This window comes from Mesorhizobium sp. WSM4828 (assembly GCF_055811175.1).
Genome location: NZ_JBVVQK010000013.1, coordinates 76,370 through 100,504, shown reverse-complemented (window position 1 = coordinate 100,504; position 24,135 = coordinate 76,370). Strand labels below are relative to the sequence as shown.

Here is a 24,135-nt window from a genome sequence, read left to right as displayed (position 1 = left end):
GCGTCGGTCTGCCTCGAGGGCGGCCGATACTATCTGCGGGGCGAAGGCAGGCGCGGTATCTCCCAGAACGCGAGCGCGGCGAGCCGCAAGAAAATTCGGGGAGGGCGGGATTAAAATGCCAACCTGCTCCGTAAACAGGACATGAAACGGCCGATGCCACGCTTCGATATTCTGGGACAGCTCGGTTCACTGCGCCGCTATGCACGCTCGCTGACACGCGACAGCGCCGATGCAGAGGATTTGGTACATGATGCGCTGGTGCGTGCCTATGAGCGACGCGGCAGCTTCCGCTCCGGCGGAAATCTTCGCGTATGGCTGCTGTCGATCGTCCACAACGCGTTCATCGACGGCTTGCGATCCCGCAAATCCGAAGCAATGCGCATTGAACAGGCGGGCCATCTCGCCGAGGCGAATGTCCAGGCTCCGCAGGAGCATTCGGTCCGTCTGGCGCAGGTGCGCGACGCTTTTTTCGAATTGCCGGAGGAGCAGCGTTCGGCGTTGTATCTCGTCGCCATCGAGGGGCTTGGCTATAGCGAGGCGGCCGAGATCAGCGGCGTACCGCTGGGCACGCTGATGTCGCGCATCGCCAGGGCGCGTGCGGCCCTGCGCGAGATGGAGGACGCCGTGCCGGCACGCGCGAAAGGCCATCTGAAGATCGTCGGAGGTCGATGATGAACCAACTGCGCGATCCCGTGACCGACACCGATCTCGACGCCTATGTCGACGATCAGCTGGACGTGGCTCGTCGCATCGAGGTCGAGGCGTTCCTTTCGGCTCGCCCGGAAGCGGCCGCGCGGGTGATGTCCGACCTACGGATGCGTGACGAATTGCGCGTGGCGCTTGCCGGATCAAAAGGCATGGCGAGGCCCGCGACGGCCGATGCGGCACGGCGGCTGGAGCGGGGGTTAGCGCGCGGCCGTGTCCTTGGTGCTTTGCAGCGAGCGGCGGTGGTCGCTGGTTTCGTCGCTGCAGGCTGGCTTGCGAATGGGCTCATCGGGCCGATATCGGTGACGGAAGTCGTCGCTTCGACCCATCCGCCCGCCTATGTAGAAGAGGCGGTGCGGGCGCACCGCACGACACTGATGCGTGAGGCGATGTCGTCCCAAACCGCGGCACCCGGCTACAACGCCGATGAAATCCGCGCCGCGACTGCGATCGTGATGCCATCGCTGCCAGCGGACTGGACGGTCCGTGACGTGCAGATCTATCCATCGCAATTCGGCCCGAGCGTCGAGATGGCCGTCGAGACAAAAGAGATGGGGCTGGTCTCGCTGTTCGCCATCCGGCCCGGAACATTCGACGTCGTCAAACCGACTGTCGCTCCCTCGGGCGAAGTTTCCTCGGCCTATTTCCAGATCGGCGAGGTCGCCTACGCGGTCGTCGGACGCAGCGATGTCGGCGGTCTCGATCGCACGGCCGAAGCGCTCGCCAAAACGCTTTACTGATCGACCTTCAAGAAGGAGAACCACATGAACAATCTCGGATATATCGGGGCCGGAGCCCGAGCCGGAGCCGTCTACGACGAAGGTCTGCGCCGGCACATGCTGCGCGTCTATAACTATATGGGCCTTGGCCTCGTCGTCACGGGCGTGATCGCGTTCGTGGTGGCTTCCACGCCCGCCCTTTACGTGCCGATCTTCTCCACCCCGCTGAAATGGGTGGTGATGCTTGCCCCGCTGGCCTTTGTGCTCTTGTTCTCGTTTCGGATGCAGACGATGTCGGCAGCCGGCGCCCAGGCGATGTTCTGGGCATTCTGCGCCGTCATGGGCCTGTCGCTGGCTTCCGTGTTCCTGGTCTTTACCGGCACCAGCATCGCACGCACCTTCTTCATCGCCGCCACCATGTTCGGCGCGACCAGCCTTTACGGCTACACGACCAAACGCGACCTGACGCAGTTCTCGTCGTTCCTGATCATGGGCCTGATCGGCGTGGTGATCGCCAGCGTCGTCAATATCTTCCTGGGCTCGACCGCGCTCCAGTTCGCGATCTCGGTGATCGGCATCGCCGTCTTCATCGGCCTCACTGCCTGGGATACCCAGACCATCAAGGAGCAGTATGCGGAAAACTTCGGTGCGGAATCACAGCAGAAGCTCGCTGTCTTCGGTGCATTCTCGCTCTATCTGAACTTCATCAACATCTTCCAACTGCTGTTGAACTTCACCGGCGAGCGCGAATAGCCGGCGTTGAACCAAGACCGGAGTTGGACATCATGGACAGAAACGATCAACAGGCGATCGGACAGCTCTTCGAGAAATTGGCAAACGTCGAGCGCCAGGCGCCGCCGCGCGATGCCGAAGCAGAGCGCTTCATCCAGGACCAGATCACCCAGCAGCCTGGGGCGCCATATTACATGGCCCAGACGATCGTGGTGCAGGAGCAGGCGCTGAACGCAGCTCAGGCACGCATCGAAGAACTGGAAGAGCAGGCGCAGCAGCCGGCCGGCGGTGGACCGCTCAGCGGCTTCTTCGGCCGCGGCGGCGGCAGGCGCTCAGGCTCGGTTCCGCGGGCAGGGCGCACCGCCTCCGTTGCAACTGAAGGGCCGAAGGACACGCCACAGCGGGCAGGCGGCGGTTTTCTTGCCGGCGCCGCGCAGACCGCGATGGGCGTGGCGGGCGGCGTGCTGCTCGGCAACGCGATCGCCGGCATGTTTGGCGGCAGCGAAGCGAAGGCAGCTGAACAGCCGACGCCGCAGCCGGACGAAGCCGATCAGGCAGGCGATTCCAGCTCCGATAATGGCGGGGATTTCGGTGATATGGAGTTCTGACGAGCGACCCAGCCTGTGCCTGTGCCGGCGCTGGTGAAGATTGCGGGTCAGCATAGGCGAGGTGGCGAGGGCAACATCCGGGAAGCGAGCCCCCGCCGGCCGCTAATAGCCCAGGCGCTTCAGTTCAGTCTTGACCGCCGCGATGGTCTTGAAGCGGAAGTGCTTCGTTGTGCCATCGCGCCAATGGCAGTCGCATGTGGCATCGAACTTCCGGCTCGCTTTCAATTGAGTCAGCGCCTTCTGGCCCGGCTTGGGATCATCGAAGATGCGAACTTCGTAGAGCGTCCCTTCGACATCGTAGTGCATCTGAGCCCAGGAAAGTATCACGATCAGTTCCTTTGCCGGGTCGTGGTCGGCGTTGGCGAGGCCCAGCGCAATGTCCGGTGTGTCGCCCTCTTGTTCACCGAGCGTGACCTGGATTGCACGATACCTGTTGTCAGCTAGTCGTTGCAGCGCGACGAGCGGGCGTTCCGGATAGTCCTCAGCGGTCTGGTAATCGACAAAGAGTGTCTGGAGGCCGTTCCAGCTCACGGCTGTGGTGTGCGGATCAGCATTGTCGGCGAACCCAACAACACGTTTGGCGAAAGCCAGGTCGTTTTCGCCTGGAGCACGATCAAGGTCCTGCGCTCGCGCGTCAGTGAGCGCGCACGCGAGTGTGAGGGCAAGACTTGCAAGCAGCGGGAGTGTCTTCATGATTCGCAACCCTAGCATGCCCGTTGCCTCCACAGCGCTATAGCGAATGTCTAAGAATGACCGGTCTGATCTCGCCGCCAACGGATGCTATAGGCGTTAGTCGCATAAGATAGATTATGGAACTGACGTGGCCGATTAGATGTGGCGTGAAGATAGCACCTCGCGAGATCCAACCCGGGAACCCAGCCGTAAAAACTTGGTCCTTCACGCTGATTCATAAGGGATTTCGATCGTCATGCCGTCATAAGCAGGCTCGACGTTATCAGGCGTCTCGGCCATTACCGTGGCGTAGTCGAGCGGCACATGCATATGCGTCAGCACCGCGTTCTTCGGCGCCAGTCTCTCGATCCAGCCAAGCGCCTGGCCAAGCGACAGATGGCTCGGATGGATGGTGTATTGCAGCGCGTCGATGACCAGCATGTCCAGCCCGCGCAAACGCTTGGCGGTCGCCTCCGGAAAGTCGCTGACGTCAGGGCAATAGGCCAGCCCGCCGATGCGGAAACCCAGCGAGGTGATGTCGCCATGGAGCTGCAGCAGCGGTTCGAGGGTGAGGGCGCCGCCCTCGCCTTCGATCACCACCGGCCTGTGGTGGTCGATGATATGGGCGTTGACGATCGGCGGATACGAACTGCCTTTCGGTGTTTCGAAACAGTAGCGGAACGCCTCGCGTAGGCGCAGCATGGTAGCCTGATCGGCATGGATGTCGATCCGGTGGCGCTGCTCGAGCACGAAGCCGCGCAAATCGTCGATGCCGTGGATATGGTCGGCATGCGGATGTGTATAGACCACCGCATCAATGCGCTTGACCGATGCCAGCAGCATCTGCTCGCGGAAATCCGGGCCGGTGTCGATGACGACCGTGGTCCGGGCGCCACTCGCCGCGATCCGCTCGACGAGCGCTGCAGTGCGCGTGCGCCGGTTCCGGGGGTTCGCGGGATCGCAATTGCCCCAGTCGCCGGTGATGCGTGGCGTGCCCGGCGAAGAGCCGCAGCCGAGGACGGTAAGACGTAACCGGTCGCTCATGCGTCAGGCGCCCGGCGCGCTCGGGCGCGGCATTTTCCTGAACAGCCGGAAGAAATTATCCGTGGTGATATCAGCGATCTCGGCCTCGCTGACGCCGATCGTCTCGGCCAGCACCTTGGCTGTATGCGCAACATAGGCAGGCTCGTTGCGCTTGCCGCGAAACGGTATCGGCGCAAGGTATGGCGCGTCGGTTTCGACCAGCAGACGGTCGCGCTGCACATCGGCGGCGACGGCGCGCAGCTCGGCGGAGTTCTTGAAGGTCAGGATGCCGGAAAACGAGACGTAGCCGCCGAGCGCCACGCCGATCTCGGCCAGCCGGCGCCCCGACGAAAAACAGTGCAGGATGAAGGGGAAGGCGCCCTTCCCTGTCTCTTCTTCGAGGATATCAGCCATGTCATCGTCGGCGTCACGCGAATGGATGACCAACGGCAGACCGGTCACGCGCGCCGCGGCGATGTGGGTGCGAAAGCTCTGCGCCTGTGCGTCGCGCGGCGCATGATCGTAGAAATAGTCGAGCCCGGCCTCGCCGATCGCCACCACTTTGCGATGAGCAGAGAGCCGCACCAGATCATCGACAGTGACATCAAGCTCTTCGGCCGCATTGTGCGGATGGGTGCCTACCGAGCAATACACCTCATCGAAAGTCTCGGCAATCTCAAGCACTTGGCTAAATCGCTTCACCCTCGTCGAGATCGTCACCATTCGGCCGATGCCGGCCGTAAGGGCGCGGGCGACGATGGCCGCCCGCTCTTCGGCGAAATCCGGAAAGTCGAGATGGCAGTGACTGTCGACCAGCATCAGGTGCTTGTATCCGTTTGCTCGACATAGCGTGGAAATACCGGTTCCGGCGCCGGCAGCGCCGTACCGGATACCAGCGAATGGCCTTCCGCGACATGCTCGAAATTGCGGCTGCCGGCCGGCACCGCCAAAAGATCTAGCAGCTTTGCCGCCGACTGCGGAATGAAGGGCTGGCACAGCAACCCGACACGCCGGATCACCTCAGCGGTCGTCCACAGCACCGTTTCCATGCGCGCCGGATCGGTCTTCTTCAGCGCCCATGGCTCCTGCCCGGCGAAATAGCGGTTGGCTTCGGCCACTACGCCAAAGATCGCCGCCAGAGCAAGGTGGATGCCCTGGTCGGCCATCGTCCTGCGCGCCGTGACAAGGGCGGTATCTGCCTGATCGAGGATCGCTTTGTCGGCATCGCTCAATTCGCCGCGCTTAGGCACCACGCCGCCGCAGTTCTTGGCGATCATCGACAGCGAGCGCTGCGCCAGATTGCCGAGATCGTTGGCGAGGTCGGCATTGGTGCGGTTGACGATTGCCTCATGACTGTAGCTGCCGTCCTGGCCGAACGGCACTTCGCGCATGAAGAAATAGCGCACCTGGTCGAGGCCGTAGTGCTCGATCATCGCGAACGGGTCGACGACATTGCCGACCGACTTCGACATTTTCTCGCCACGGTTGAACAGAAAACCATGCGCGAACACGCGCTTCGGCAATTCGACGCCGGCCGACATCAGGAATGCCGGCCAGTAGACCGCGTGGAAGCGGATGATGTCCTTGCCGATGACGTGGACGTTCGCCGGCCAGAAAGACCATCTCTCATTGGCCGGATCCGGATAACCGGCGGCGGTGATGTAGTTGGTTAGGGCATCGACCCAGACATACATCACATGCTTCCCATCGCCGGGCACCGGCACGCCCCATTTGAATGTGGTGCGCGAGATCGACAGATCCTTCAGGCCGGATTTGACAAAGCTGATGATTTCATTGCGCCGCTCTGCCGGTCCGACGAACTCGGGGCTGTTCTCGTAGAGCGCGAGCAGTCTGTCCTGATAGGCGGAAAGGCGGAAGAAATAGCTCTCTTCCTCGGTCCATTCGACAGGCGAGCCGAGCGGTTCGCGGCGCACGCCGTCGTCACCGACCTTGGTTTCGGCCTCGTCGAAATAGGCTTCCTGCCGCACCGAATACCAGCCGCTGTAGCGGTCGAGGTAGATGTCGCCATTCTCAGCCATGCGCGTCCAGATCGCCTGGCAGGCCTTGTAATGACGCTCCTCGGTGGTGCGGATGAAAACGTCGTTCGAGCAACCGGTCGCTTCGAGCATCGAGCGAAAGATCGCCGAGTTGCGATCGGCAAGCGCTTTCGGCGTCAGGCCTTCGGCGTCCGCCGTCTGCTGCATCTTCAAACCGTGCTCGTCGGTTCCCGAGACGAAGAAGACGTCCTTGCCGTCGAGCCGCTGGAAGCGGGCCAGCGTGTCGCTGGCGATGACATTGTAGGCATGGCCGATATGCGGCTTGCCGTTCGGATAGAAAATCGGCGTCGTGACGTAGTATTTTTCGCGTGCCATGGATGAGCCGTCATGAATGTCTGAATGAAAGATGTCGCGGTGAGATATCGCATCGAAACGGCAATTGCCATCCGACGCCAATGTGGTGGCTTCGAAGTTCCTGCGATTGATTGGGAATCAATACTCAGGAGCTTCAAAAGCCACGCCAGCGGCCGTCACATTCGCATTGCAGAATTCAGGCGGTCGATCATGGTCAGGGCGTGCTGCTTTTTGTCGAGGTTGTAGGTCTCGGTTTCAGATATAGCGTTCAAAGCCTCGTGCCAAGTATCCGACAGCGTTTTGGCCCGCGCGAGATCGCCGGCGAGCGCTGCCTGGCTGGCGCCGGCCGACAGCAGATCAAGCGCGCGGCGATTGAATATCTCGAACGGGATCGCCTGGTCGCGGCCGGCGACCGCCTCGGCAAGACGGTAGGCGCCTGCGACATCTGTCTTTTTGGACATCACCAGAGCGTCGAGGGTGGCGGCGATTTCAAGCCCGCCATACTGCGTCAACAGGATCGCATTGCGCGCGCTGCCCGCTGCCCGCTCCGCCAGCGCCGCGCGCGCCGCAGGATCCTCCGGTGGCGGCGGCTCGATACCCTCCAGAACCGTCATCAAGCTCTCGGCATCGAGCGGCGCCAACCGCACCATCTGGCAGCGCGACCGGATCGTCGGCAGCAGACTGCCCGGCGCATGGACGATGAGGATGAACAAGGTGCGCGCGGGCGGCTCTTCAAGATTCTTCAACAAGGCATTGGCAGCATTGGTGTTCATGTCGTCGGCGGGATCGACGATAACCACCCGGTAGCTGCCGTCGTGCGACGTCAACGACAGAAAACGGCTGACCTTGCGGATTTCGTCGACCGTGACCACTGTCTTGAAGCTCTTGGTCTTGTCGTTCGCGGGGCGTGTAAGATGCAGCACCGAAGGATGTGCCCCGGTGGCGATCTGGCGAAACAGTGACGAAGCCGGATCTGGAACGGCAAGGCTTTCCGGCGCCTGCTCGAAGGCCGGGTGCCTCAACAGATGATGCGCCAGGTGAAAGGCCAGCGTCGCCTTGCCGATGCCAACCGGTCCGGCAAAGATCAGTGCGTGCGGCAGCTTTCCCGAGCGGTAAGCGGTGGCCAGCATGTTGGCCGCCTGCAGGTGACCGACAAGACGCGGCGTCTCGGATGGCTCTGGCACCCCGTCCAGCGTGTCGTGCTGTTCGGGCGCGATGCGTTCGAAAATCATGCCGGCGCCGCCTGCCTTCTTTGCGCCGGCATCATCCTCTCGAGAGCCGCGAAGACGGTGGCGGTAACGACATCCTCCACCGTGTTGGGGTCGACTGACGCATCGACGACGACGCAGCGTTCGGGTTCAGCTGCGGCGATCGCGAGAAACGCCTCACGCCGGCGTTGGTGGATGGCCAATGTTTCCTTCTCGAAGCGGTCCGGTCCGTCAGTGCTTCCCCGCCGGGCGGTAGCGCGCCTCAGGCCCTCGGCAGGGTCGATGTCGAAGATCAGTGTCATGTCCGGCACCATGCCGTTGATGGCGACCTTCTCCAACGCGTCCATGAATGCCGGGTCGAGGCCGCCGGTGACGCCCTGGTAGACGCGCGAGGAATCCATGAAACGATCGCAAAGCACGACCGAGCCGCGCTCGACCGCCGGCCGGATGACCTGTTCGACATGGTCGGATCGCGCAGCGGCGAAAAGCAACGCTTCCATCTTGGGGCCGAACGGCTCGGCTGCGCCTGAAAGCAGGACATGCCTGACCGCCTCCGCGCCCGGCGAGCCACCCGGCTCACGTGTCACCAGCACATCGTATTTCTTGGCGCGCATCTTCTTTGCCAGTCGCTCGATCTGCGTCGACTTGCCTGCTCCTTCGCCGCCTTCAAAAGTGATGAAAAATCCGCGCGCCAAAGCCTTTGTCCATACTTCGGGGACCGTATAGTCCCGGCGGGAAAAAAGGTCCACCGCGACGGTGCTAACGCAGCCAGCCGACGGCCAGTTCCTTGGCGGCATCGAGCGCGCGCCGCGGCAGCGAGCCGACACCGATCGACTCGGCGGCAAACAGCGGCGTCTCCTGGCTCAGCGTATCGCCGATCCAGACGCGCAGCGCACCGACCGGCTGCCCCTCCTCCACCGGCGCTGCAACCGGTCCGTCATAGACGATCCTGGCGGTGAGCTTGTCGCGGTTGGTGATCGGCAGGAAGATCTGCACCGGTCCTTTTGCCTTTAACGCGACACCGGACTTGGCGCCGCCAAAGACCTGGGCTTCGCCAACCACTTCGTCCTTGGCGAATATTTCAGTCTTCTCGAAGGAGCGAACGCCCCAGTCGAGCAGCTTTCGCGCTTCCTCAGCACGCTCGCGGTCGTTTGCCAGGCCGCTCATCGCCGCGATCACCCTTGTGCCATTGTGGCTGACCGAGCCGACGATGCCGAACCCGGATTGCTCGCTCGCGCCGACCGCGAGCCCGTCGGCGCCTATATCCATGGCCAGCAGCGGATTGCGGTTCCTCTGGGAAATCTTGTTCCAGGTAAAATCCTTCTGGCCGTAATAGCGGTAGAGATCCGGGTAGTTGCGCCAGATATGCAGCGCCAGAAGCGCGAGTTCGCGAACGCTCGTTTGCTGCCCATCGGCCGGCAGACCGGTGGAATTGACAAAAGTCGATTTCTGCAAGCCGATCTGGCGGGCACGCTCGGTCATCTGCGCCGCGAAGTTTGCCTCGGACCCGGCCATCCCTTCAGCGATGACGATACAGCCGTCATTGGCCGCCTGCACGGTCACGCCCTGGATCAGGTCTTCCAGCCTGATCGTCGACTTGAGCTTGGCGAACATGGTCGATGTCCCCGAAGGAGCGCCGCCTTTGCGCCAGGCGTTCTCGCTCACCACGAAGGTGTCATCGAGCGTCATGCGCCCTGATTTGATGGCGTCGAAGACCACTTCCATCGTCATCAGCTTGGCCAGCGAGGCCGGCGGGATCAACCTGTCGGCGTCCTTGGAAAACAGCACGGTTCCGGTTTCGGCATCGATCATGAAGGCCTGCGCGGCCTTGGTCTCGAAAAGCTGTGCTGAGGCCGGCGCAAGCGAGAGCAGCAGCAGGCCGAGCGCCATAAGCCCGGTGAAAGGGTGAAAAAATTTCATCAGGTTCGACCAGTGAGCCGGCGCTTTTGCAAGTTGGCAGAAGCTATCAGGCTTTTGCCTGGCGGATCAATCGCGCACGAAAAAACCAGGCAGCCCCGAGCTCAGTTGCGTACAGCAAGCGCATCCGGCGCACCATGCGACCACGCTGCCTGCAGCATCTCGTCCAGGCTGCCACGGCCGTCGGCAAAGAGGTTGACCGAGTACCAGTCCTTGCCTTCAAGTTCCGAGCGCTGGATCTCGGTCTTGCCGAAGCTGGAAAGCTGGGCAGCCACACGCTCCGCTTCGGCGGCATTCTCGAACGAACCCGCCGCGACATAGGCCGCGGGCGACCCGGTTGGAGGAGCTTGCCGCTTCCACGATTGAAGAATTTCGGCGGGCGAAATGCCGGCGCCATCCAACCCGGCAAACGCGTTGGAGGCGCGCTGCACGCGCTCGTCCGCATAAGACAGCGACGCCACGGTGAACGGCGATTGCGCCGGCAGGTTGATCTCCGGACGCTCTGGCACGATCGGGCCGAAATCGGGCAGTACAATGTCTCCCGAAGCAGATGCTTGCACCGCCATGACAGGCCCTGCATCGGATCCCTGCCCGGAATTCGTCAGCTGACCGGGGAACGGCACGGCAGCAGCGCTCACCGGCAGGCTTGGCGACGGCCCATTCATCGCGACCATGACACCGCTGGGCAGACCGTCCGACGGATCCGGCACCCTGTTGCCTGGACGATACGAAGCCATAAGATACTGCCCGTCATTGCCTTCGAGCGGCGCACGGCCGACATATTCGACCTTCACCTCGGCCGTACCGATATTGGCATAATCGAGCATTTCAGCAGCGCGCTTCGACACATCGATGATGCGTCCATCATGATAGGGTCCGCGATCGTTGACGCGCACAATCACCGAGCTGCCGGTCTTCATGTTGGTGACCCGCGCATAGCTCGGCAGCGGCATGGTCGGATGCGCCGCCGTCAGATCTGCCATGTCGTAAACTTCGCCGTTGGCGGTCAACCGGCCGTGGAACGCCTCACCGTACCAGGACGCGAGGCCAACCTTGGCGTAACGTTTGTCTTCCTTCGGATAATACCACTTGCCGCGCACCTGATAGGGCTTGCCGAGCTGGTCGCGTCCCCGAGATGTCTTGAACATCACGCGCGGGCTGGCTTTCACGCCATACTCGGCTTCGGAAAAATATTCCTTGGAGCGAGGTTTCTTGTTGACCATCGCCTTTTGCTGCGGCGTCGCACATGCCGCAAGAAAGGCGGCCGACAAGGCAAACAGCGCGAAAGCGGAAGCGCGACGAAGACGCGGGCGCGCCGTGGTCTGCATATTTTGATTGTCCCCTATAGCATCGACGAAGGCACCGCAGCATAAACGTCAGCGATGCCAAAGCACCCACTCCAGAAACGCCGGTGACGCCCTACCCCAATCCTTTTTGTGCGCAGGAATTGTTTATCACCGTATTAACCGATTGTGGTCGGAACCGGGCGAGATTGTGGCACGAACCGTCTCGCCGATCGGCATGAAAGTCATCGCTTATCGATCAGCAACGCCGTTCGTGGCGCACTTTGCCCTTCGCTTGGCCTGGCTGCCAGCGCAGATTCAGGGACCGAAGATCACAAGCTCGGTGAACGTCAGATCTCCAGGTGCAGGTGGTTTGGGACCCCTGAAATATTTCAGCCCCTTGTTGGGCCGGTACCATCCCACCAAACCTGGAATCGGCTCCTTGGCGTCGACAAAGCAAACGAGGATTCCTCTTCGCAAGAGAAAGTGCCCCATCGCACCGGCGCAGCAGCTCAAATCCGCAAGCGAGCGGCAATAGATGACCTGATGGGATCGGATAACACCGTGCAACATTCGGCGCGGCATCAACACCAGGGGGAACGCTGCTCCGTCGCAAATGCAGATCAACGACAGGCAGCCCAGCGCGGCGTGTTCCGAGAGTATGTATCTCTCACCCTCGGGCAGCATCGCCAATTCCGGAAGATCGGGACGCATTTCGAGCACGCGACATGACCGCTGCGCCGAACTTAAAGCCGGCAAGAAGGTAAATTGTCCGCTGGAGAACAGCCGAAAGCCGAGCGCCCGGTTGGCTTTCAATGTCGCTTGTGCGGGCGAAATGTTCGTGTAGGTCACGTCCTTCCGCTTGAGAACCGCCGCTACCAACATGGCACCATAAGGACGGAATTCTGCATCGACTGACCAGCTTGAAAGATTGCAGCGGATTTCCTCGCTCTCCGACCCCTGGTAGCGAGCATAAAGGGTGAGCACAACGCCGACGATCTGACCGGCGTGCTCCATGGCAAAGCCATATTGTGGGAACTCGGCAACCACAGGCCGCTGCGACAAGCGGGTCAGAGCGTGTGTCCAGTAGCTCCGGTTACGCGCCGGAAAGCCCCTGCACAGGCAATCGACCACTCCCTCCCAGTCGGTTTCGCAGATTGGTCTACAGCGGAGACCGGGCGGGAGAGCGCCAAGTACGGCCAAAATCAACTCCAGAATACGATTTACTTACATGTCCCTAATGCGCTCAACATATCAGCGCTCAACGATTAATACTCCGTGCGGGTTTTAAAAACGATTTTCCACACTCAGCACAAAACACAGCTCGCCATGGCGCTTCTCACCGTCCTGGATCGCGCCGAAAGGTGCGGCCGCCACGGTTGACTTGGCGTTGAATGCGGCTTTACAGGAATGGAACGCGAACCGGTCGGGGAACGTCCTGGTGCCAATCCGGTACCGACAGCTCGAACCCGCTCCTCTCGCGATATCCTAAGTGATTGAAAAGTCACCTTGGAGGGATGGCCGAGCGGTTTAAGGCACCGGTCTTGAAAACCGGCGTGGGTGCAAGCCCACCGTGGGTTCGAATCCCACTCCCTCCGCCATATCCGTCCAATTTCTTCAATCCTGCAGGCATGACGTCGAGTTTTCCGCTCGTCGGATTCTCGACTGCCCGGGTTTAACAGGCCGGTCCGTTTCGGAGAGAAGCGCCGGGCCGCTCTGCCCCATGCACGCGCCACCTCTCGCGTCACTGAAATGCGACAGGTGCTGATCGTGCCAACGATACCAAAGTACCGTTGATGCTACTGCGTAATCAACAACCTGCCACAAGCGAAGACTGTCACCCGCCGCGCAGCCGCGCTCGTCGGGTTGATTTCTCCGCCCGAATATGATGCTTCTCCCGCCTATGAATAAACTATTTTCTGCGGCTCTCGCATGGACGATAGTGGCTTGGCCGGCCAGCGCGATGGACAGCGCATTGCGCGCCGGCCTGCTGAAACTCGATCCGCAAACCCGGCTGGAGCAGCGATGCGACGCCGAAATTCTCGACCGGATTACCCGCGACGACCACAAGTACAAAGCCGATCGTGTTGTCGCCTACGCTTTTGCGACGCCCGAAATGGGCGCCGATGCGATCAAGAGCCCGGGTGCTGCGTTTCGCAGCAAGGGACAATGGTACCGGCTGAAATTCAAATGCGAGACAGCGCCGGACCATATGGAAGTCCTGCAGCTCCGCTACCGGATCGGTGATGAAATTCCGGAAAGCGACTGGCCCAAATACAATCTCTATAACTAGGCATTCGGGAGCTGTGGCCGCATTTTGCTGGTGTTTCGGGCCGATCGTCGCAAACTCTGTATATAGCTGACCTTGTTCCAACCAGTCCCTTGACGCGCGGGAACCATACACGTTAGGCCCTCAGGCATTCGACGCGAACGGTCGGCCAACCAGCAAGGGACTTCCAGTCGATGGAAATTTTCACTGCCGCGGGCTTCTCTGCCCTGCTCCAGGTCATCGCCATCGACCTCGTGCTTGCAGGCGATAACGCCATCGTCATCGGCCTGGCCGCGGCGGGCTTGCCGGTCGAGCAGCGCAAGAGAGCGATTCTCATCGGCGTGGTGGCGGCGACGGTGCTGCGTATCGGTTTTGCCGCGATCACCGTCACCCTGCTGCAGATTGTCGGCCTGCTGCTGGCCGGCGGCATCTTGCTGCTGTGGGTGTGCTGGAAGATGTATCGCGAGCTGCGCACGTCGCATGCCGACGAGGAGGAGGCGACCGAAGCGCTGTCCAATTCCGATATCAACAGCGATGATATGGTGGCCGGCAAGGCGCGCAAGAAGACCCTAGGTCAGGCGGCATTGCAGATCGTCATCGCCGACGTGTCGATGTCGCTCGACAACGTGCTGGCGGTCGCCGGCGCAGCGCGCGATCACTTCCAGGTGCTGGTGATCGGCCTCGTCCTGTCGATCGCGCTGATGGGCCTTGCCGCGAGCTTCATCGCCAAGCTGCTGCACCGCCATCGCTGGATCGCCTATATCGGCCTTTTGATCATCTTCTATGTCGCGCTCGATATGATCTATCGAGGCGCTGTGGAAGTATTGCCGCATGTCAGCAGTGCGATGAGCTGACGCATCGACTCGAATTCGCATCGGCCGGCCTTTCAGCTTCGGCGAGCCTTCGTCGACGCTGGCGGTTGCGTTTCGCCGCAGCCGCTGCCCATACCAATGCCGCAATAAGTGTGGTAATGCGCCGCCAATCCCGAAAATCCGGAAAACCCTTTTATGTCTGCCCCTCGCGTCAGTTTCGTCAGTCTTGGATGCCCGAAAGCCCTTGTGGATTCGGAGCGCATCATCACGCGCTTGCGCGCCGAGGGCTACGAGATCGCGCGCAAGCACGACGGCGCCGATCTGGTCGTCGTCAACACCTGCGGCTTCCTCGATTCCGCCCGCGACGAGTCGCTCAACGCTATCGGCTCGGCACTTTCAGAGAATGGCAAAGTCATCGTCACCGGCTGCCTCGGCGCCGAGCCGGACGTCATCCGTGAAAGACATCCCAACGTTCTCGCCATCACCGGCCCGCAGGCCTACGAGAGTGTGATGGCAGCCGTGCATGAGGCTGCGCCCCCGAGCCATGACCCCTATGTCGATCTCCTGCCGCCGCAGGGCGTCAAGCTGACGCCGCGCCACTACGCCTATCTCAAGATTTCGGAAGGCTGCAACAATCGCTGCACCTTCTGCATCATTCCAGCACTTCGCGGCGACCTCGTCTCACGGCCGGCCGCCGACGTGTTGCGCGAAGCCGAGAAGCTGGCCAAGGCCGGGGTCAAGGAGATCCTCGTCATCTCGCAGGATACCAGCGCCTACGGCATCGATATCAAATACCAGACCAGCTTGTTCGGTGATCGCGAAGTGCGGGCGAAATTCTTGGATTTGTCGGAGGAACTCGGCAAGCTCGGTGTCTGGGTGCGCATGCACTATGTCTATCCCTATCCGCATGTCGCAGACGTCATACCACTGATGGCCGAAGGCAAGATTCTTCCCTATCTCGACATTCCGTTCCAGCACGCCTCGCCGCAGGTGCTGAAGAATATGCGTCGGCCAGCTCATGGCGAAAAGACGCTCGAGCGCATTCGCGGCTGGCGCGACGTCTGTCCGGACCTTGCCATCCGCTCCACCTTCATCGTCGGCTTCCCCGGCGAGACCGATGACGATTTCGAGATGCTGCTCGACTGGCTGGACGAGGCCAAGATCGACCGCGCCGGCTGTTTCAAATACGAGCCGGTCAGAGGCGCCCGCTCCAACGAGCTCGGCCTCGAGCAAGTGCCGCAGGAGATCAAGGAAGCCCGCTGGCACCGCTTCATGCAGCGCCAGCAGAAGATTTCGGCAACGCAGCTCACCAAGAAAATCGGCAAGCGCCTGCCGGTCCTGATCGACGAGGCGCATGGCAATTCGGCCAAGGGCCGGACCAAATACGACGCGCCCGAAATCGACGGTTCGGTCCATATCCAGTCGCGGCGGCCACTGCGCGCCGGCGACATCGTCACGGTCAAGATCGACCGCGCCGACGCTTACGACCTTTACGGCTCAGCTGTCTGATATTCCGTCCAAAGTAAAAGGGCGCCGCGTGGCGCCCTTTCGTTCGATATGTTTCCGACTGCCTACTGCGGCAGCTTGTCGTCGACGCCCTTGACGTAGAAATTCATGCCGAGCAGCGTGCCGTCGTCGGCGACCTCGCCCTCCTTCAGCCAAGGTGTGCCGTCCTGCTTGGCGATCGGCCCGGTGAAGGGGTTCCAGCCGTCGGCGATCTTCTTGGTGGTGGCTTCGGCCATCGCCTTGACGTCGTCGGGCATGTTGGTGAAGGGCGCCAGCTTGACGGCGCCGTCCTTAATGCCGAGCCAAACATTGTCGGGCTTCCAGGTGCCGTCGAGCGCCGCCTGGACGCGGCTGATGTAGTATGGACCCCACTCGTCGGTCAGCGCGGTCAGCTGCGCGTGCGGTGCGAACTTGATCATGTCGGAGGATTGGCCGAAGCCGTGCAGCTTGCGCTCCTCCGCCACCTGCAAGGCAGCGGTCGAGTCGGTGTGCTGGACAATGATATCGGCGCCCTGGTCGAACAATGCCTTGGCAGCGTCGGCCTCCTTGCCCGGATCGAACCAGGAGTTCACCCACACGATCTTCGCCTTGAAGTTCGGGTTGATCGACTGTGCGCCGAGCATAAAGGAATTTATGCCCATCACCACTTCCGGGATCGGGAAGGAAACGATGTAGCCGGCGACGCCCGACTTCGATTGTTTGGCGGCGATCTGGCCAAGCACGTAGCGGCCTTCATAGAAACGCGCATTGTAGATGCCGAGATTTTCGGCCGTCTTGTAACCGGTGGCGTGCTCGAACATCACCTTGGGGAATTTCTTGGCGATCTTCACTTCCGGGTCCATGAAGCCGAAGGACGTGCCGAATATGATCTTGCATCCCTCGCGCGCCAGGCGCTCGAAGGCGCGATCGGCATCGGGGCCTTCGGAGACGTTTTCGAGATAGGCGGTCTCGACCTTGTCGCCGAGTGCCTTTTCCACCTCGAGGCGGCCTTGGTCGTGCTGGTAGGAGTAGCCGAAATCGCCGATCGGGCCGGTGTAGACCCAGCAGGCCTTCAGCTTGTCCGCCGCCTGGGCTGAGGCCGCCAATGACAATGCGGCCGTCGTCGCCATCAGGGCAATAAGCAGTTTTTTCATTGTGTTACCTCTCTGAGTTAAGCCTTGGAGCTTCCGTCTTTTTGTTGTCAACGATCCGGAACGAATGGCTGGCCCAAGGAGGCCGGCGTGTTCATCATCGTCAAACGCTTGTTGCGCGAGATTAGAACGAGAACCACGACGGTTGCCAGATAGGGCAGCGAAGAAAGCAGTTGCGAGGGGACCGGAATGCCGAATGCCTGTGCATGAAGCTGGCCGATCCAGACCGCGCCGAAAATATAGGCGCCGGCCAGCACCCGCCATGGCCGCCAGGAGGCGAAGACGACCAGAGCCAGCGCGATCCAGCCGCGGCCGGCGGTCATGTTCTCCACCCATTGCGGTGTGTAGACCAGCGATAGGTGACCGCCGGCTAGGCCGGCACAAGCGCCGCCGAAAATCACTGAGAGATAGCGGTAACGGATGACGTGGATGCCAAGCGCATGGGCGGATGCATGGCTGTCGCCGATCGAGCGCAGCGTGAGCCCGGTGCGGGTCTTGAACAGGAACCACATGACGGCGGCGGTCAGCGCGATCGAGATGTAGAAGATTGGATCCTGACCGAACAGCAGCCTGCCAATGACCGGGATTGCGGTCAGGCCGGGAATATCGAGGTTAGGCAATCTCTCGCCGGGCTGGCCGACAAAATTCGTCCCCATCATGCCGGAAAGGCCGAGGCCGAGCAGCGTCAGCGACAGGCCGGTTGCCACCTGGTTGGTGGCCAGCGACAGGGTCATGACGGCGAACAGCAGCGAGAACACTGCCCCCATGGCAATTGCCGCCAACAGCCCGATCCACGGCGAGCCGGTGAGATAGCCGGCGCCGAAGCCGCCGACTGCACCCATGATCATCATGCCCTCGACGCCGAGATTGAGCACACCCGAACGTTCGACCACCAGTTCGCCGATCGCCGCGATCAGCAGCGGCGTCGCCGCCGTCGCGATGGTCAAAAGGATGTTGACGGTGATGTCCATCAGCGAGCTTCCTCCAGCTTCGGCGCTGCCTCGAGTTTCGGTGCGGCAAAGCCGGTCAGGCGAATGCGATAGTGAATGAGCGTGTCGCAGCCGAGCACGAAGAACAAAAGCATGCCCTGGAACACGCGCGCCACCTTGTCGGAGATGCCGAGCGCGCTTTGCACTGCCTCGCCGCCGAGATAGGTCAGCGCCAGCACAAGGCCGGCGGCAACGATCCCGAGCGGATTGAGCCGGCCGAGGAATGCGACGATGATGGCGGTAAATCCGTAGCCAGGCGAGATCACCGGCTGCAGCTGCCCGATGGCGCCTGAGACCTCCGAAATCCCGGCAAGCCCGGCCAGTGCGCCCGACAGCAGGAAGGCAAAGAAGACCATGCGGTTAAGGCCAAACCCGGCGAAGCGCCCTGCCCTCGGGCTTGAGCCGAGCACGCGGACCTCGAAGCCTTTCAGCATACGGCTCATCAGGATCCAGATCAGTATCGCCGCGACCAGCGCGAAGACAAATCCCCAGTTTGCCCGGCCGGATTCCGGAAGGAGTTCCGGCAGTATCGCCGAGTCGTTGAACTGGATGGTTTGCGGGAAACCGTGGCCCTGCGGATCGCGCCACGGCCCGCGTACCAGCCAATCGAGGAAGAGCTGGGCGACATAGACCAGCATCAGGCTGGTCAGGATCTCGTTGGTGTTGAAGCGCGTCTTCAGCAGTGCCGGGATTGCAGCATAGGCGGCCCCACCGACCATGCCGAAAAGAAGCATCAGCGGCAGCACCAATGGGCCTTCGAACTGCGGAAACAGCACGGGGAAGATCGAGCCGACAATGCCGCCCAGGATGAACTGGCCTTCGGCGCCGATGTTCCAGATGTTGGCCTTGTAGCAGACCGACAGTCCGACCGCGATCAGGATCAAGGGGGCGGCCTTGATCGCCAACTCATGTAACTGCCAGACCTGGCTGATCGGTTCGATGAAGTAGATGCGGAACGCAGTCAACGGGTTGACGCCGAGCAGCGCGAACATGATGGCACCAGCAATGATCGTCAAAACGAAAGCGATGAAAGGCGAGAGTGCCGAAAACAGCATCGAGCGCTGCGGGCGTTTTACAAGTTCGAGGCGCATCAAGCCGTCTCCAGCGTATGTTCGGCATGACCGGGTTCGGCGCCGCCCATCAGTAGTCCGATCTTCTCGAATGTCGCTTCAGCTATCGGCAGCGGCTTCGACAGTTCGCCATTGTGCATGACCGTGATCGCATCGGAAATCTCGAACAGCTCGTCGAGGTCCTGGCTGATCACCAGCACCGCCGAGCCGCTGCGCGCCAGTTCGATCAGCGCCTGGCGGATGTGGGCCGCCGCACCCGCGTCGACCCCCCAGGTCGGCTGATTGACCACCATGACGCTTGGCCGCCGGTCGAGTTCGCGGCCGACGATGAATTTCTGCAGATTGCCGCCAGAAAGAGCCGCAGCCTCTGGATCCGGCGCGCTCTTGCGCACGTCCATCGCCTTTATGATGCGCTGGGCAGCGGTATAGATAGCATCGCCCTTGACCATTCCACCGGCGCCGACAAACATCTTGCCATCGGTGGCGTGGCGCGACAGGAGCAGGTTCTCCGAAAGCTTCATGCGCGGTGCTGCACCATGGCCGAGCCGCTCTTCCGGAACGAAGGCAGCGCCCATCAGGCGCCTGCCGGTGATGGTGAGGCCGCCGGCATCCTTGCCGCGGATGCGGACCGAGCCGGCATCCTGCTGCAGCACCTCGCCGGAGACGGACTCGAAGAATTCGCCCTGGCCGTTGCCGGCCACACCGGCAATGCCGATCACCTCGCCGGCGCGGACTTCAAGATTGATGTTCCTGAGCGGGATCGAGAACGGGGTCGCCGGCTTGCGGGTGAATTCGCGGATTTGAAGCAGCACCGGCGCGGTCTCGATACCCTCGGCCGGCGCCCGCACCACGGCCTGCACCTCGTTGCCGACCATCATCCGCGCCAACGAAGACGCGGTTTCCTGGCGCGGATTGCAATGGCCGACCACCTTGCCGTGACGCAGCACGGTGGCGCGGTCGCAGATGCGTTTGACCTCTTCCAGCCGGTGCGAAATGTAGAGGATGGACTTTCCTTCCGAACGCAGCCGTTCGAGCGTCTCGAACAACTTATCGGCCTCCTGCGGCGTCAGCACCGAAGTTGGCTCGTCGAGGATGATGAGTTGCGGCGTCTGCAGCAGGCAGCGGATGATTTCGATACGCTGACGCTCGCCGACCGACAGATCACCGACCAGCGATAGCGGATCGAGAGGCAGGCCGTAACTGTAGGAGAGCGCCCTCGCCTTGGCCGCGATCGTGCTGATCGGCGAGCCGTCATCCAGCGACAGCGCGATATTCTCCGCCGCCGTCAGCGCTTCGAACAGCGAAAAATGCTGGAAAACCATGCCGATGCCGAGCTTCTTTGCGGTGCCGGGGCTGGTGATCCTGACCGCCTGGCCATTCCAGAATACCTCGCCGGAATTCGGTTCCAGCGATCCGAAGAGCATTTTCACCAGCGTCGACTTGCCGGCGCCGTTCTCGCCAAGCAATGCATGGATCTCGCCCTTGGCGATGTTGAGATCGACATGGTCGCACGCCGTCAGCGTGCCGAATATCTTTGTGAGGCCGCGAACCTCCAGCAGGTTTGCGCCGTCCTGATCTGCACTCACGGTGCCTCCATCTGGTTTGCCAGACATGTTCTGTGTTCCCGCAAGCATCGTATGCGCGGGCTGCTCTCTACGGTAAGCGCCTCACGACTTGAAAGAGCTTCAAGAATTTCAGTGGAAACTCAAGCGGTAAAGAGCAGTTCGCAAGAACGGCGGCGTCGGCGGGCCGAAAATGCGGGCTCAAGGGATAAGTATCGTTGTCCCGGTGGTCCGGCGCCCTTCGAGATCGGAATGCGCCTTGCCGGCATCGCTGAGCGCGTAACGCTGGTTGATCTTGATCTTGACTGCGCCGCTGAGCACCACATCGAACAAGGCGGCGGCGGAAGCCTCGAGGTCTTCGCGCTTGGCATTGTAGACGAACAGCGTCGGCCGCGTTGCGAACAGCGAGCCCTTCTGCGCCAGCAGCGAGATGCTGAAGGGCGGGATCGGCCCAGACGATTGACCGAAGCTGACGAACGTGCCGAGCGGCCGCAGGCAATCGAGCGAGGCTGGAAACGTGTCGTTGCCGACCGAGTCATAGACAACGTCGCATTTCTTGCCACCGGTGATAGCGGCAACGCCGGCCACGAAATCCTGTTCGCGATAGTTGATCACATGGTCGAAGCCATGCGCCTTGGCGAGCTCGATCTTGTCGGTTGAACTCGCGGTGCCGATCACCGTCGCGCCGAGATGCTTGGCCCATTGGCCGAGGATCAGCCCGACACCGCCGGCCGCCGCATGAAACAGGATCGTGTCGCCGGCTTTCACCTTGAATGTACGGCGCAACAAGTACTCGGCGGTCATGCCCTTTAGCATCATCGCCGCGGCCTGTTCGTCGCTGATGCCGTCGGGCACCTTCACCACGCGGTCGGCGGCGATCACGCGCTGCCCGGCATAGGCGCCGGTCGTCACCGCATAGGCGACGCGATCCCCGGGCGTCAGCCAGTCGACATCTGTGCCGACGTCCAAAACCACGCCGGCCGCCTCGCCGCCGGGGATCAGCGGAAATCCGCCCTGCGGCGGATAAAGGCCCGAGCGATAATAGACGTCGATGAAATTGAGACCGATCGCGGTGTGCTTGACCAGGATCTGTCCCGAGCCCGGCTGCCCGGGATCGGCATCCTCATAGGTCAGGACCTCCGGGCCGCCATGGGCATGGACGCGGATCGCTTTGGACATTTTCTGGCTCTCTTGGGATCAGGCTTTCTTATCCGGCTTGGCGCCGAGATTTGGGAAGAACTGCATGATAGCGCCGATGCAGGCGAGGTAAAGCCCGGTGATCGTAATCCCGATCTTGATGAAATCGCTGACCTGCTCGCCCAGCACGCCGATCTGGTCATAGAAGGAGGCAAGTGCGGCCTGCGCCAGCGCCAGCGCGCCGAAAGCGCACCAAAGCAGCGTCATACCGAGATTGATTGGGCGCAGCCGCTTCACCCGCACCGGATGGATGAAATTGATCGGCACGAAGGTGAGAATGCCGGCCACCACGACCGCGGCGAAAGAAACCCATTGTCCAGGCTCGATGACGAACAGCGTGAACACCACCATGTTCCAGACGACCGGAAAGCCCTTGAAGAAATTCTCCTTCGTCTTCATGCCGGTATCGGCATAGTAGATTGCGCTCGACACCACGATTATCGCAGCCGACAGGAACGACAGGCGCTCGCCCATGAAGCCGCGCTGATAGAGCGCGAAGGCCGGAATCAACACGTAGGTCACGTAGTCGATGATGTTGTCGAGCAGTTCGCCCGACCATGTCGGCAGGATTTCTTTGACGTCGAGCTTCCTGGCGATCGGCCCGTCGATGCCGTCGACGAAAAGTGCCAGGCCCAGCCACCAGAACATTGCCGTCCAGCGCTGCTCGCTTGCTGCCACTAGCGACAGAAACGCCAGGAATGAGCCCGACGCGGTCAAGAGATGGACCGAGAACGCCCGCGCCTGAGGCCATGTGACTTTCTTCTTCGGCCGCGGAATCCGGTCGGCGATTTTCCTGGCCGTCGTCTTCTTGCTCACGGGCCCCGCCAGTCCAGCTTGCAGATTTCGGCCGAACGGCCGGCAAAGTTCCAGTTACGGCCAAAGGCCCGCATTTTGCTCTTGTCGGATTTGGCGACGATGATTTCCGGCGCAATCCAGTATTCCGAATTGCTGATAACCGTATCCTTGTCGCGATCCTTGCCGGTGATTGGCGTCACCGCACCATCGATGATCTTCGGTATCTGGAACATGCGTGTTTTCTCACGCGTCTCGTAGGTGATCGGCACCTGCTCGGCGCCGAGGAACTGTCCGACCAGGATGGAGAGCAGCGATGTGGTTCCACCGGCCTTGCCGGTGAATATCTTCGTCAGTCCCTTCACAGCGTAAACCGAGGCGCGCTTGTCGATAAACAGGCCGGCGGTCCAGTTACCGCGACTCATGTAGCCGGGGATTTCCATGATCAGCCCAAGATTGAGACCGGACAGGTCGACCTCGCCGAAATGGCCGGCATCGATGCGGAACCCCGCCCAGGTTTGGCAATAGCCTTCCGTAGGCGGATGATTGCCGAGCGACAGAACGCAAGGGCAAAAAACCGTGCAATTGCAGGAGAGGACGAGCTCTCCCTTCATTGCCCAGTTTTGGTCAGTCATCGAATTCTCCCCCTCATGTCGAGACTACTAGTAGCGCGGCTGCCCAGACAAGCAGTATCGCACCGCCCAGCCGCGTCGGCAGATTGCCTGCCGTCTGTTTTTCGACCAGGCTGAACAGGCCGATCAGCGCCATCCAGAACACGTTCATCACACCGACGGCGAACATTACCAGCATCAGCGCCCAGCAGCATCCAAGGCACCACAGGCCCTGCTCCATGCCGAGCCGGAAAATGCGAATAGGCCTGGCGCTCCAGTTGGCGAACAGGACCGAGAACGGATTTCTGCACTTCTCCAGACAGGCTTCCTTCAGCCAGCTGAACTGATACAGACCAGCGATCGACAGCGCGGCTGCTCCGGCAATTCCAACCAGCGGATCGAGCATCTGCCCGGATGACGCGAATGCATCGACGGCGAGCGTCAGGGCTGCGAACATTGCCGAGGCGGCAAGCCAGACGCTCAAATATCCAGCGACCAGGATCAACGGATGGACGGCCGGCTCCCCCTTGATCCGGGCGGTATCTGCGATCTCGCAATAGGTGCGGATCATCGGCGCCGCGGAGGGCAGCATGGTCGCAATGGCCATCAACAGCCACATCGCGGTGAGTGCCCCGCCTTGCGCGCCTAGGCTTGCGCGAAGTGGCGCCGGCGCAAGGCAGAGGGCGAAGAGACGCACAAGGAAATCCGGCAGCGGCAGTTGCGGCAGGTATTCCAGCACGGCATCGCCGGGTGCATCGGTGCCCGGGAGCCGGCTTACCGCCCCTCGAACTGCCATTGCGCCGAGAAGGAGCCAGGCAAGGGCGATGCCCATGCCGGCAACAACGCTCACGGTCAGTCGAGGGCTGCGCGCAACGCTCGCCATCGCGCGGCCGGTGCCGTCGAGGTGGCTGAAATCGTCTTGTTGGCCGGTCATGGCAACCGAATGGGCCGAATCGCCGCGTTGATCAAGCCGCATCAC

Annotated in this window: 24 protein-coding genes and 1 tRNA gene; 8 read left to right on the top strand and 17 right to left on the bottom strand. The window is 61.6% G+C overall.

Features of this window, described 5'->3' with window-relative positions:
• Window positions 1-141: 141 nt before the first annotated feature.
• Genes AC0L2X_RS17060 through AC0L2X_RS17045 form a run of 4 tightly spaced genes read left to right on the top strand, consistent with a single transcriptional unit; the run spans window position 142 to window position 2,764 of the window.
• A complete protein-coding gene (locus tag AC0L2X_RS17060; RefSeq protein WP_473555436.1) occupies window positions 142-672 on the top strand; it encodes a sigma-70 family RNA polymerase sigma factor in 531 nt (176 codons plus the stop codon).
• Window positions 672-1,445: an anti-sigma factor family protein gene (locus AC0L2X_RS17055; protein WP_473555437.1), complete on the top strand. Its 774-nt coding sequence runs from the start codon at window positions 672-674 to the stop codon at window positions 1,443-1,445. Before AC0L2X_RS17060 ends, AC0L2X_RS17055 begins: the two co-directional genes overlap by 1 nt.
• Window positions 1,446-1,469: 24 nt before the next feature.
• Complete coding sequence (locus tag AC0L2X_RS17050) at window positions 1,470-2,177, top strand: Bax inhibitor-1/YccA family protein (protein WP_352491349.1); 708 nt, start codon at window positions 1,470-1,472, stop codon at window positions 2,175-2,177.
• Between the two features lie 32 nt (window positions 2,178-2,209).
• Entirely contained in the window at window positions 2,210-2,764 is a 555-nt protein-coding gene (locus tag AC0L2X_RS17045; RefSeq protein ID WP_473555440.1) for a DUF2076 domain-containing protein, read from the top strand.
• A gap of 102 nt (window positions 2,765-2,866) precedes the next feature.
• Here AC0L2X_RS17045 and AC0L2X_RS17040 read toward each other — a convergent pair whose 3' ends face one another.
• The 9 genes from AC0L2X_RS17040 to AC0L2X_RS17000 all read right to left on the bottom strand — a co-directional run bounded on the left by AC0L2X_RS17040 (window position 2,867) and on the right by AC0L2X_RS17000 (window position 12,268).
• Entirely contained in the window at window positions 2,867-3,457 is a 591-nt protein-coding gene (locus AC0L2X_RS17040) for a hypothetical protein (protein WP_473555442.1), read from the bottom strand.
• A 204-nt stretch (window positions 3,458-3,661) separates the two neighbouring features.
• Window positions 3,662-4,480: an MBL fold metallo-hydrolase gene (locus AC0L2X_RS17035; protein ID WP_352491346.1), complete on the bottom strand. Its 819-nt coding sequence runs from the start codon at window positions 4,478-4,480 to the stop codon at window positions 3,662-3,664.
• A gap of 3 nt (window positions 4,481-4,483) precedes the next feature.
• Entirely contained in the window at window positions 4,484-5,278 is a 795-nt protein-coding gene (locus AC0L2X_RS17030; protein WP_352491345.1) for a TatD family hydrolase, read from the bottom strand.
• Entirely contained in the window at window positions 5,278-6,864 is a 1,587-nt protein-coding gene (gene metG, locus AC0L2X_RS17025; RefSeq protein ID WP_352491407.1) for a methionine--tRNA ligase, read from the bottom strand. Before metG ends, AC0L2X_RS17030 begins: the two co-directional genes overlap by 1 nt.
• A gap of 122 nt (window positions 6,865-6,986) precedes the next feature.
• Window positions 6,987-8,042 (bottom strand): DNA polymerase III subunit delta', encoded by a 1,056-nt coding sequence (locus AC0L2X_RS17020; protein ID WP_352491344.1) that lies wholly within the window; start codon window positions 8,040-8,042, stop codon window positions 6,987-6,989.
• Window positions 8,039-8,713, bottom strand: coding sequence for a dTMP kinase (tmk, locus tag AC0L2X_RS17015; protein ID WP_352491343.1), 675 nt, complete (start codon window positions 8,711-8,713; stop codon window positions 8,039-8,041). The genes AC0L2X_RS17020 and tmk overlap by 4 nt, the downstream gene beginning before the upstream one ends.
• Before the next feature lie 64 nt (window positions 8,714-8,777).
• Complete coding sequence (locus tag AC0L2X_RS17010; protein WP_473555738.1) at window positions 8,778-9,908, bottom strand: D-alanyl-D-alanine carboxypeptidase family protein; 1,131 nt, start codon at window positions 9,906-9,908, stop codon at window positions 8,778-8,780.
• Window positions 9,909-10,039: 131 nt separating this feature from the next.
• Window positions 10,040-11,263, bottom strand: coding sequence for a septal ring lytic transglycosylase RlpA family protein (locus AC0L2X_RS17005; protein WP_352491342.1), 1,224 nt, complete (start codon window positions 11,261-11,263; stop codon window positions 10,040-10,042).
• 273 nt (window positions 11,264-11,536) lie between these two features.
• Window positions 11,537-12,268 (bottom strand): hypothetical protein, encoded by a 732-nt coding sequence (locus tag AC0L2X_RS17000; protein WP_473555445.1) that lies wholly within the window; start codon window positions 12,266-12,268, stop codon window positions 11,537-11,539.
• A gap of 461 nt (window positions 12,269-12,729) precedes the next feature.
• Here AC0L2X_RS17000 and AC0L2X_RS16995 point away from each other — a divergent pair.
• The 4 genes from AC0L2X_RS16995 to rimO all read left to right on the top strand — a co-directional run bounded on the left by AC0L2X_RS16995 (window position 12,730) and on the right by rimO (window position 15,808).
• Window positions 12,730-12,819, top strand: a tRNA-Ser gene (locus tag AC0L2X_RS16995).
• 284 nt (window positions 12,820-13,103) lie between these two features.
• Window positions 13,104-13,511, top strand: a complete 408-nt coding sequence (locus AC0L2X_RS16990) for a DUF930 domain-containing protein (RefSeq protein WP_352491340.1) — start codon at window positions 13,104-13,106, stop codon at window positions 13,509-13,511.
• A gap of 170 nt (window positions 13,512-13,681) precedes the next feature.
• On the top strand, window positions 13,682-14,341 hold the full coding sequence (locus AC0L2X_RS16985) for a TerC family protein (protein WP_352491339.1): 660 nt from the start codon (window positions 13,682-13,684) through the stop codon (window positions 14,339-14,341).
• 153 nt (window positions 14,342-14,494) lie between these two features.
• A complete protein-coding gene (rimO, locus tag AC0L2X_RS16980; RefSeq protein ID WP_473555543.1) occupies window positions 14,495-15,808 on the top strand; it encodes a 30S ribosomal protein S12 methylthiotransferase RimO in 1,314 nt (437 codons plus the stop codon).
• Between the two features lie 62 nt (window positions 15,809-15,870).
• Here the strand turns inward: rimO and AC0L2X_RS16975 are convergent, their stop codons facing one another.
• From AC0L2X_RS16975 to AC0L2X_RS16940, 8 genes are all read right to left on the bottom strand, one after another.
• Window positions 15,871-16,938: a BMP family ABC transporter substrate-binding protein gene (locus AC0L2X_RS16975; protein WP_352491337.1), complete on the bottom strand. Its 1,068-nt coding sequence runs from the start codon at window positions 16,936-16,938 to the stop codon at window positions 15,871-15,873.
• 47 nt (window positions 16,939-16,985) lie between these two features.
• Entirely contained in the window at window positions 16,986-17,906 is a 921-nt protein-coding gene (locus AC0L2X_RS16970; RefSeq protein WP_352491336.1) for an ABC transporter permease, read from the bottom strand.
• Window positions 17,906-19,018, bottom strand: coding sequence for an ABC transporter permease (locus AC0L2X_RS16965; protein WP_352491335.1), 1,113 nt, complete (start codon window positions 19,016-19,018; stop codon window positions 17,906-17,908). Before AC0L2X_RS16965 ends, AC0L2X_RS16970 begins: the two co-directional genes overlap by 1 nt.
• Window positions 19,015-20,607, bottom strand: a complete 1,593-nt coding sequence (locus tag AC0L2X_RS16960) for an ABC transporter ATP-binding protein (RefSeq protein ID WP_473600050.1) — start codon at window positions 20,605-20,607, stop codon at window positions 19,015-19,017. The genes AC0L2X_RS16965 and AC0L2X_RS16960 overlap by 4 nt, the downstream gene beginning before the upstream one ends.
• Window positions 20,608-20,757: 150 nt before the next feature.
• Window positions 20,758-21,735, bottom strand: coding sequence for a quinone oxidoreductase family protein (locus AC0L2X_RS16955; RefSeq protein ID WP_473555548.1), 978 nt, complete (start codon window positions 21,733-21,735; stop codon window positions 20,758-20,760).
• An 18-nt stretch (window positions 21,736-21,753) separates the two neighbouring features.
• Window positions 21,754-22,569, bottom strand: coding sequence for a phosphatidylcholine synthase (pcsA, locus tag AC0L2X_RS16950; RefSeq protein ID WP_352491332.1), 816 nt, complete (start codon window positions 22,567-22,569; stop codon window positions 21,754-21,756).
• Window positions 22,566-23,180, bottom strand: coding sequence for a DUF1326 domain-containing protein (locus tag AC0L2X_RS16945; RefSeq protein ID WP_352491331.1), 615 nt, complete (start codon window positions 23,178-23,180; stop codon window positions 22,566-22,568). Before AC0L2X_RS16945 ends, pcsA begins: the two co-directional genes overlap by 4 nt.
• Before the next feature lie 13 nt (window positions 23,181-23,193).
• On the bottom strand, window positions 23,194-24,090 hold the full coding sequence (locus tag AC0L2X_RS16940; RefSeq protein WP_473555549.1) for a DUF2182 domain-containing protein: 897 nt from the start codon (window positions 24,088-24,090) through the stop codon (window positions 23,194-23,196).
• Window positions 24,091-24,135 lie beyond the last annotated feature (45 nt).

Excerpts from the sequence above, each read along its gene's own strand:
- AC0L2X_RS16975 (WP_352491337.1), bottom strand. The coding sequence starts at position 16,938 with ATGAAAAAACTGCTTATTGCCCTGATGGCGACGACGGCCGCATTGTCA.
- AC0L2X_RS17005 (WP_352491342.1), bottom strand. The coding sequence starts at position 11,263 with ATGCAGACCACGGCGCGCCCGCGTCTTCGTCGCGCTTCCGCTTTCGCG.
- rimO (WP_473555543.1), top strand. The coding sequence starts at position 14,495 with ATGTCTGCCCCTCGCGTCAGTTTCGTCAGTCTTGGATGCCCGAAAGCC.
- AC0L2X_RS17010 (WP_473555738.1), bottom strand. The coding sequence starts at position 9,908 with ATGGCGCTCGGCCTGCTGCTGCTCTCGCTTGCGCCGGCCTCAGCACAG.
- AC0L2X_RS17040 (WP_473555442.1), bottom strand. The coding sequence starts at position 3,457 with ATGAAGACACTCCCGCTGCTTGCAAGTCTTGCCCTCACACTCGCGTGC.
- AC0L2X_RS17035 (WP_352491346.1), bottom strand. The coding sequence starts at position 4,480 with ATGAGCGACCGGTTACGTCTTACCGTCCTCGGCTGCGGCTCTTCGCCG.
- AC0L2X_RS16985 (WP_352491339.1), top strand. The coding sequence starts at position 13,682 with ATGGAAATTTTCACTGCCGCGGGCTTCTCTGCCCTGCTCCAGGTCATC.
- AC0L2X_RS17055 (WP_473555437.1), top strand. The coding sequence starts at position 672 with ATGAACCAACTGCGCGATCCCGTGACCGACACCGATCTCGACGCCTAT.
- AC0L2X_RS16940 (WP_473555549.1), bottom strand. The coding sequence starts at position 24,090 with ATGACCGGCCAACAAGACGATTTCAGCCACCTCGACGGCACCGGCCGC.
- AC0L2X_RS16945 (WP_352491331.1), bottom strand. The coding sequence starts at position 23,180 with ATGACTGACCAAAACTGGGCAATGAAGGGAGAGCTCGTCCTCTCCTGC.
- AC0L2X_RS16990 (WP_352491340.1), top strand. The coding sequence starts at position 13,104 with ATGATGCTTCTCCCGCCTATGAATAAACTATTTTCTGCGGCTCTCGCA.
- AC0L2X_RS16970 (WP_352491336.1), bottom strand. The coding sequence starts at position 17,906 with ATGGACATCACCGTCAACATCCTTTTGACCATCGCGACGGCGGCGACG.
- AC0L2X_RS16955 (WP_473555548.1), bottom strand. The coding sequence starts at position 21,735 with ATGTCCAAAGCGATCCGCGTCCATGCCCATGGCGGCCCGGAGGTCCTG.
- AC0L2X_RS17045 (WP_473555440.1), top strand. The coding sequence starts at position 2,210 with ATGGACAGAAACGATCAACAGGCGATCGGACAGCTCTTCGAGAAATTG.
- AC0L2X_RS16960 (WP_473600050.1), bottom strand. The coding sequence starts at position 20,607 with ATGTCTGGCAAACCAGATGGAGGCACCGTGAGTGCAGATCAGGACGGC.
- AC0L2X_RS17020 (WP_352491344.1), bottom strand. The coding sequence starts at position 8,042 with ATGATTTTCGAACGCATCGCGCCCGAACAGCACGACACGCTGGACGGG.
- AC0L2X_RS17060 (WP_473555436.1), top strand. The coding sequence starts at position 142 with ATGAAACGGCCGATGCCACGCTTCGATATTCTGGGACAGCTCGGTTCA.
- AC0L2X_RS17050 (WP_352491349.1), top strand. The coding sequence starts at position 1,470 with ATGAACAATCTCGGATATATCGGGGCCGGAGCCCGAGCCGGAGCCGTC.
- AC0L2X_RS17030 (WP_352491345.1), bottom strand. The coding sequence starts at position 5,278 with ATGCTGGTCGACAGTCACTGCCATCTCGACTTTCCGGATTTCGCCGAA.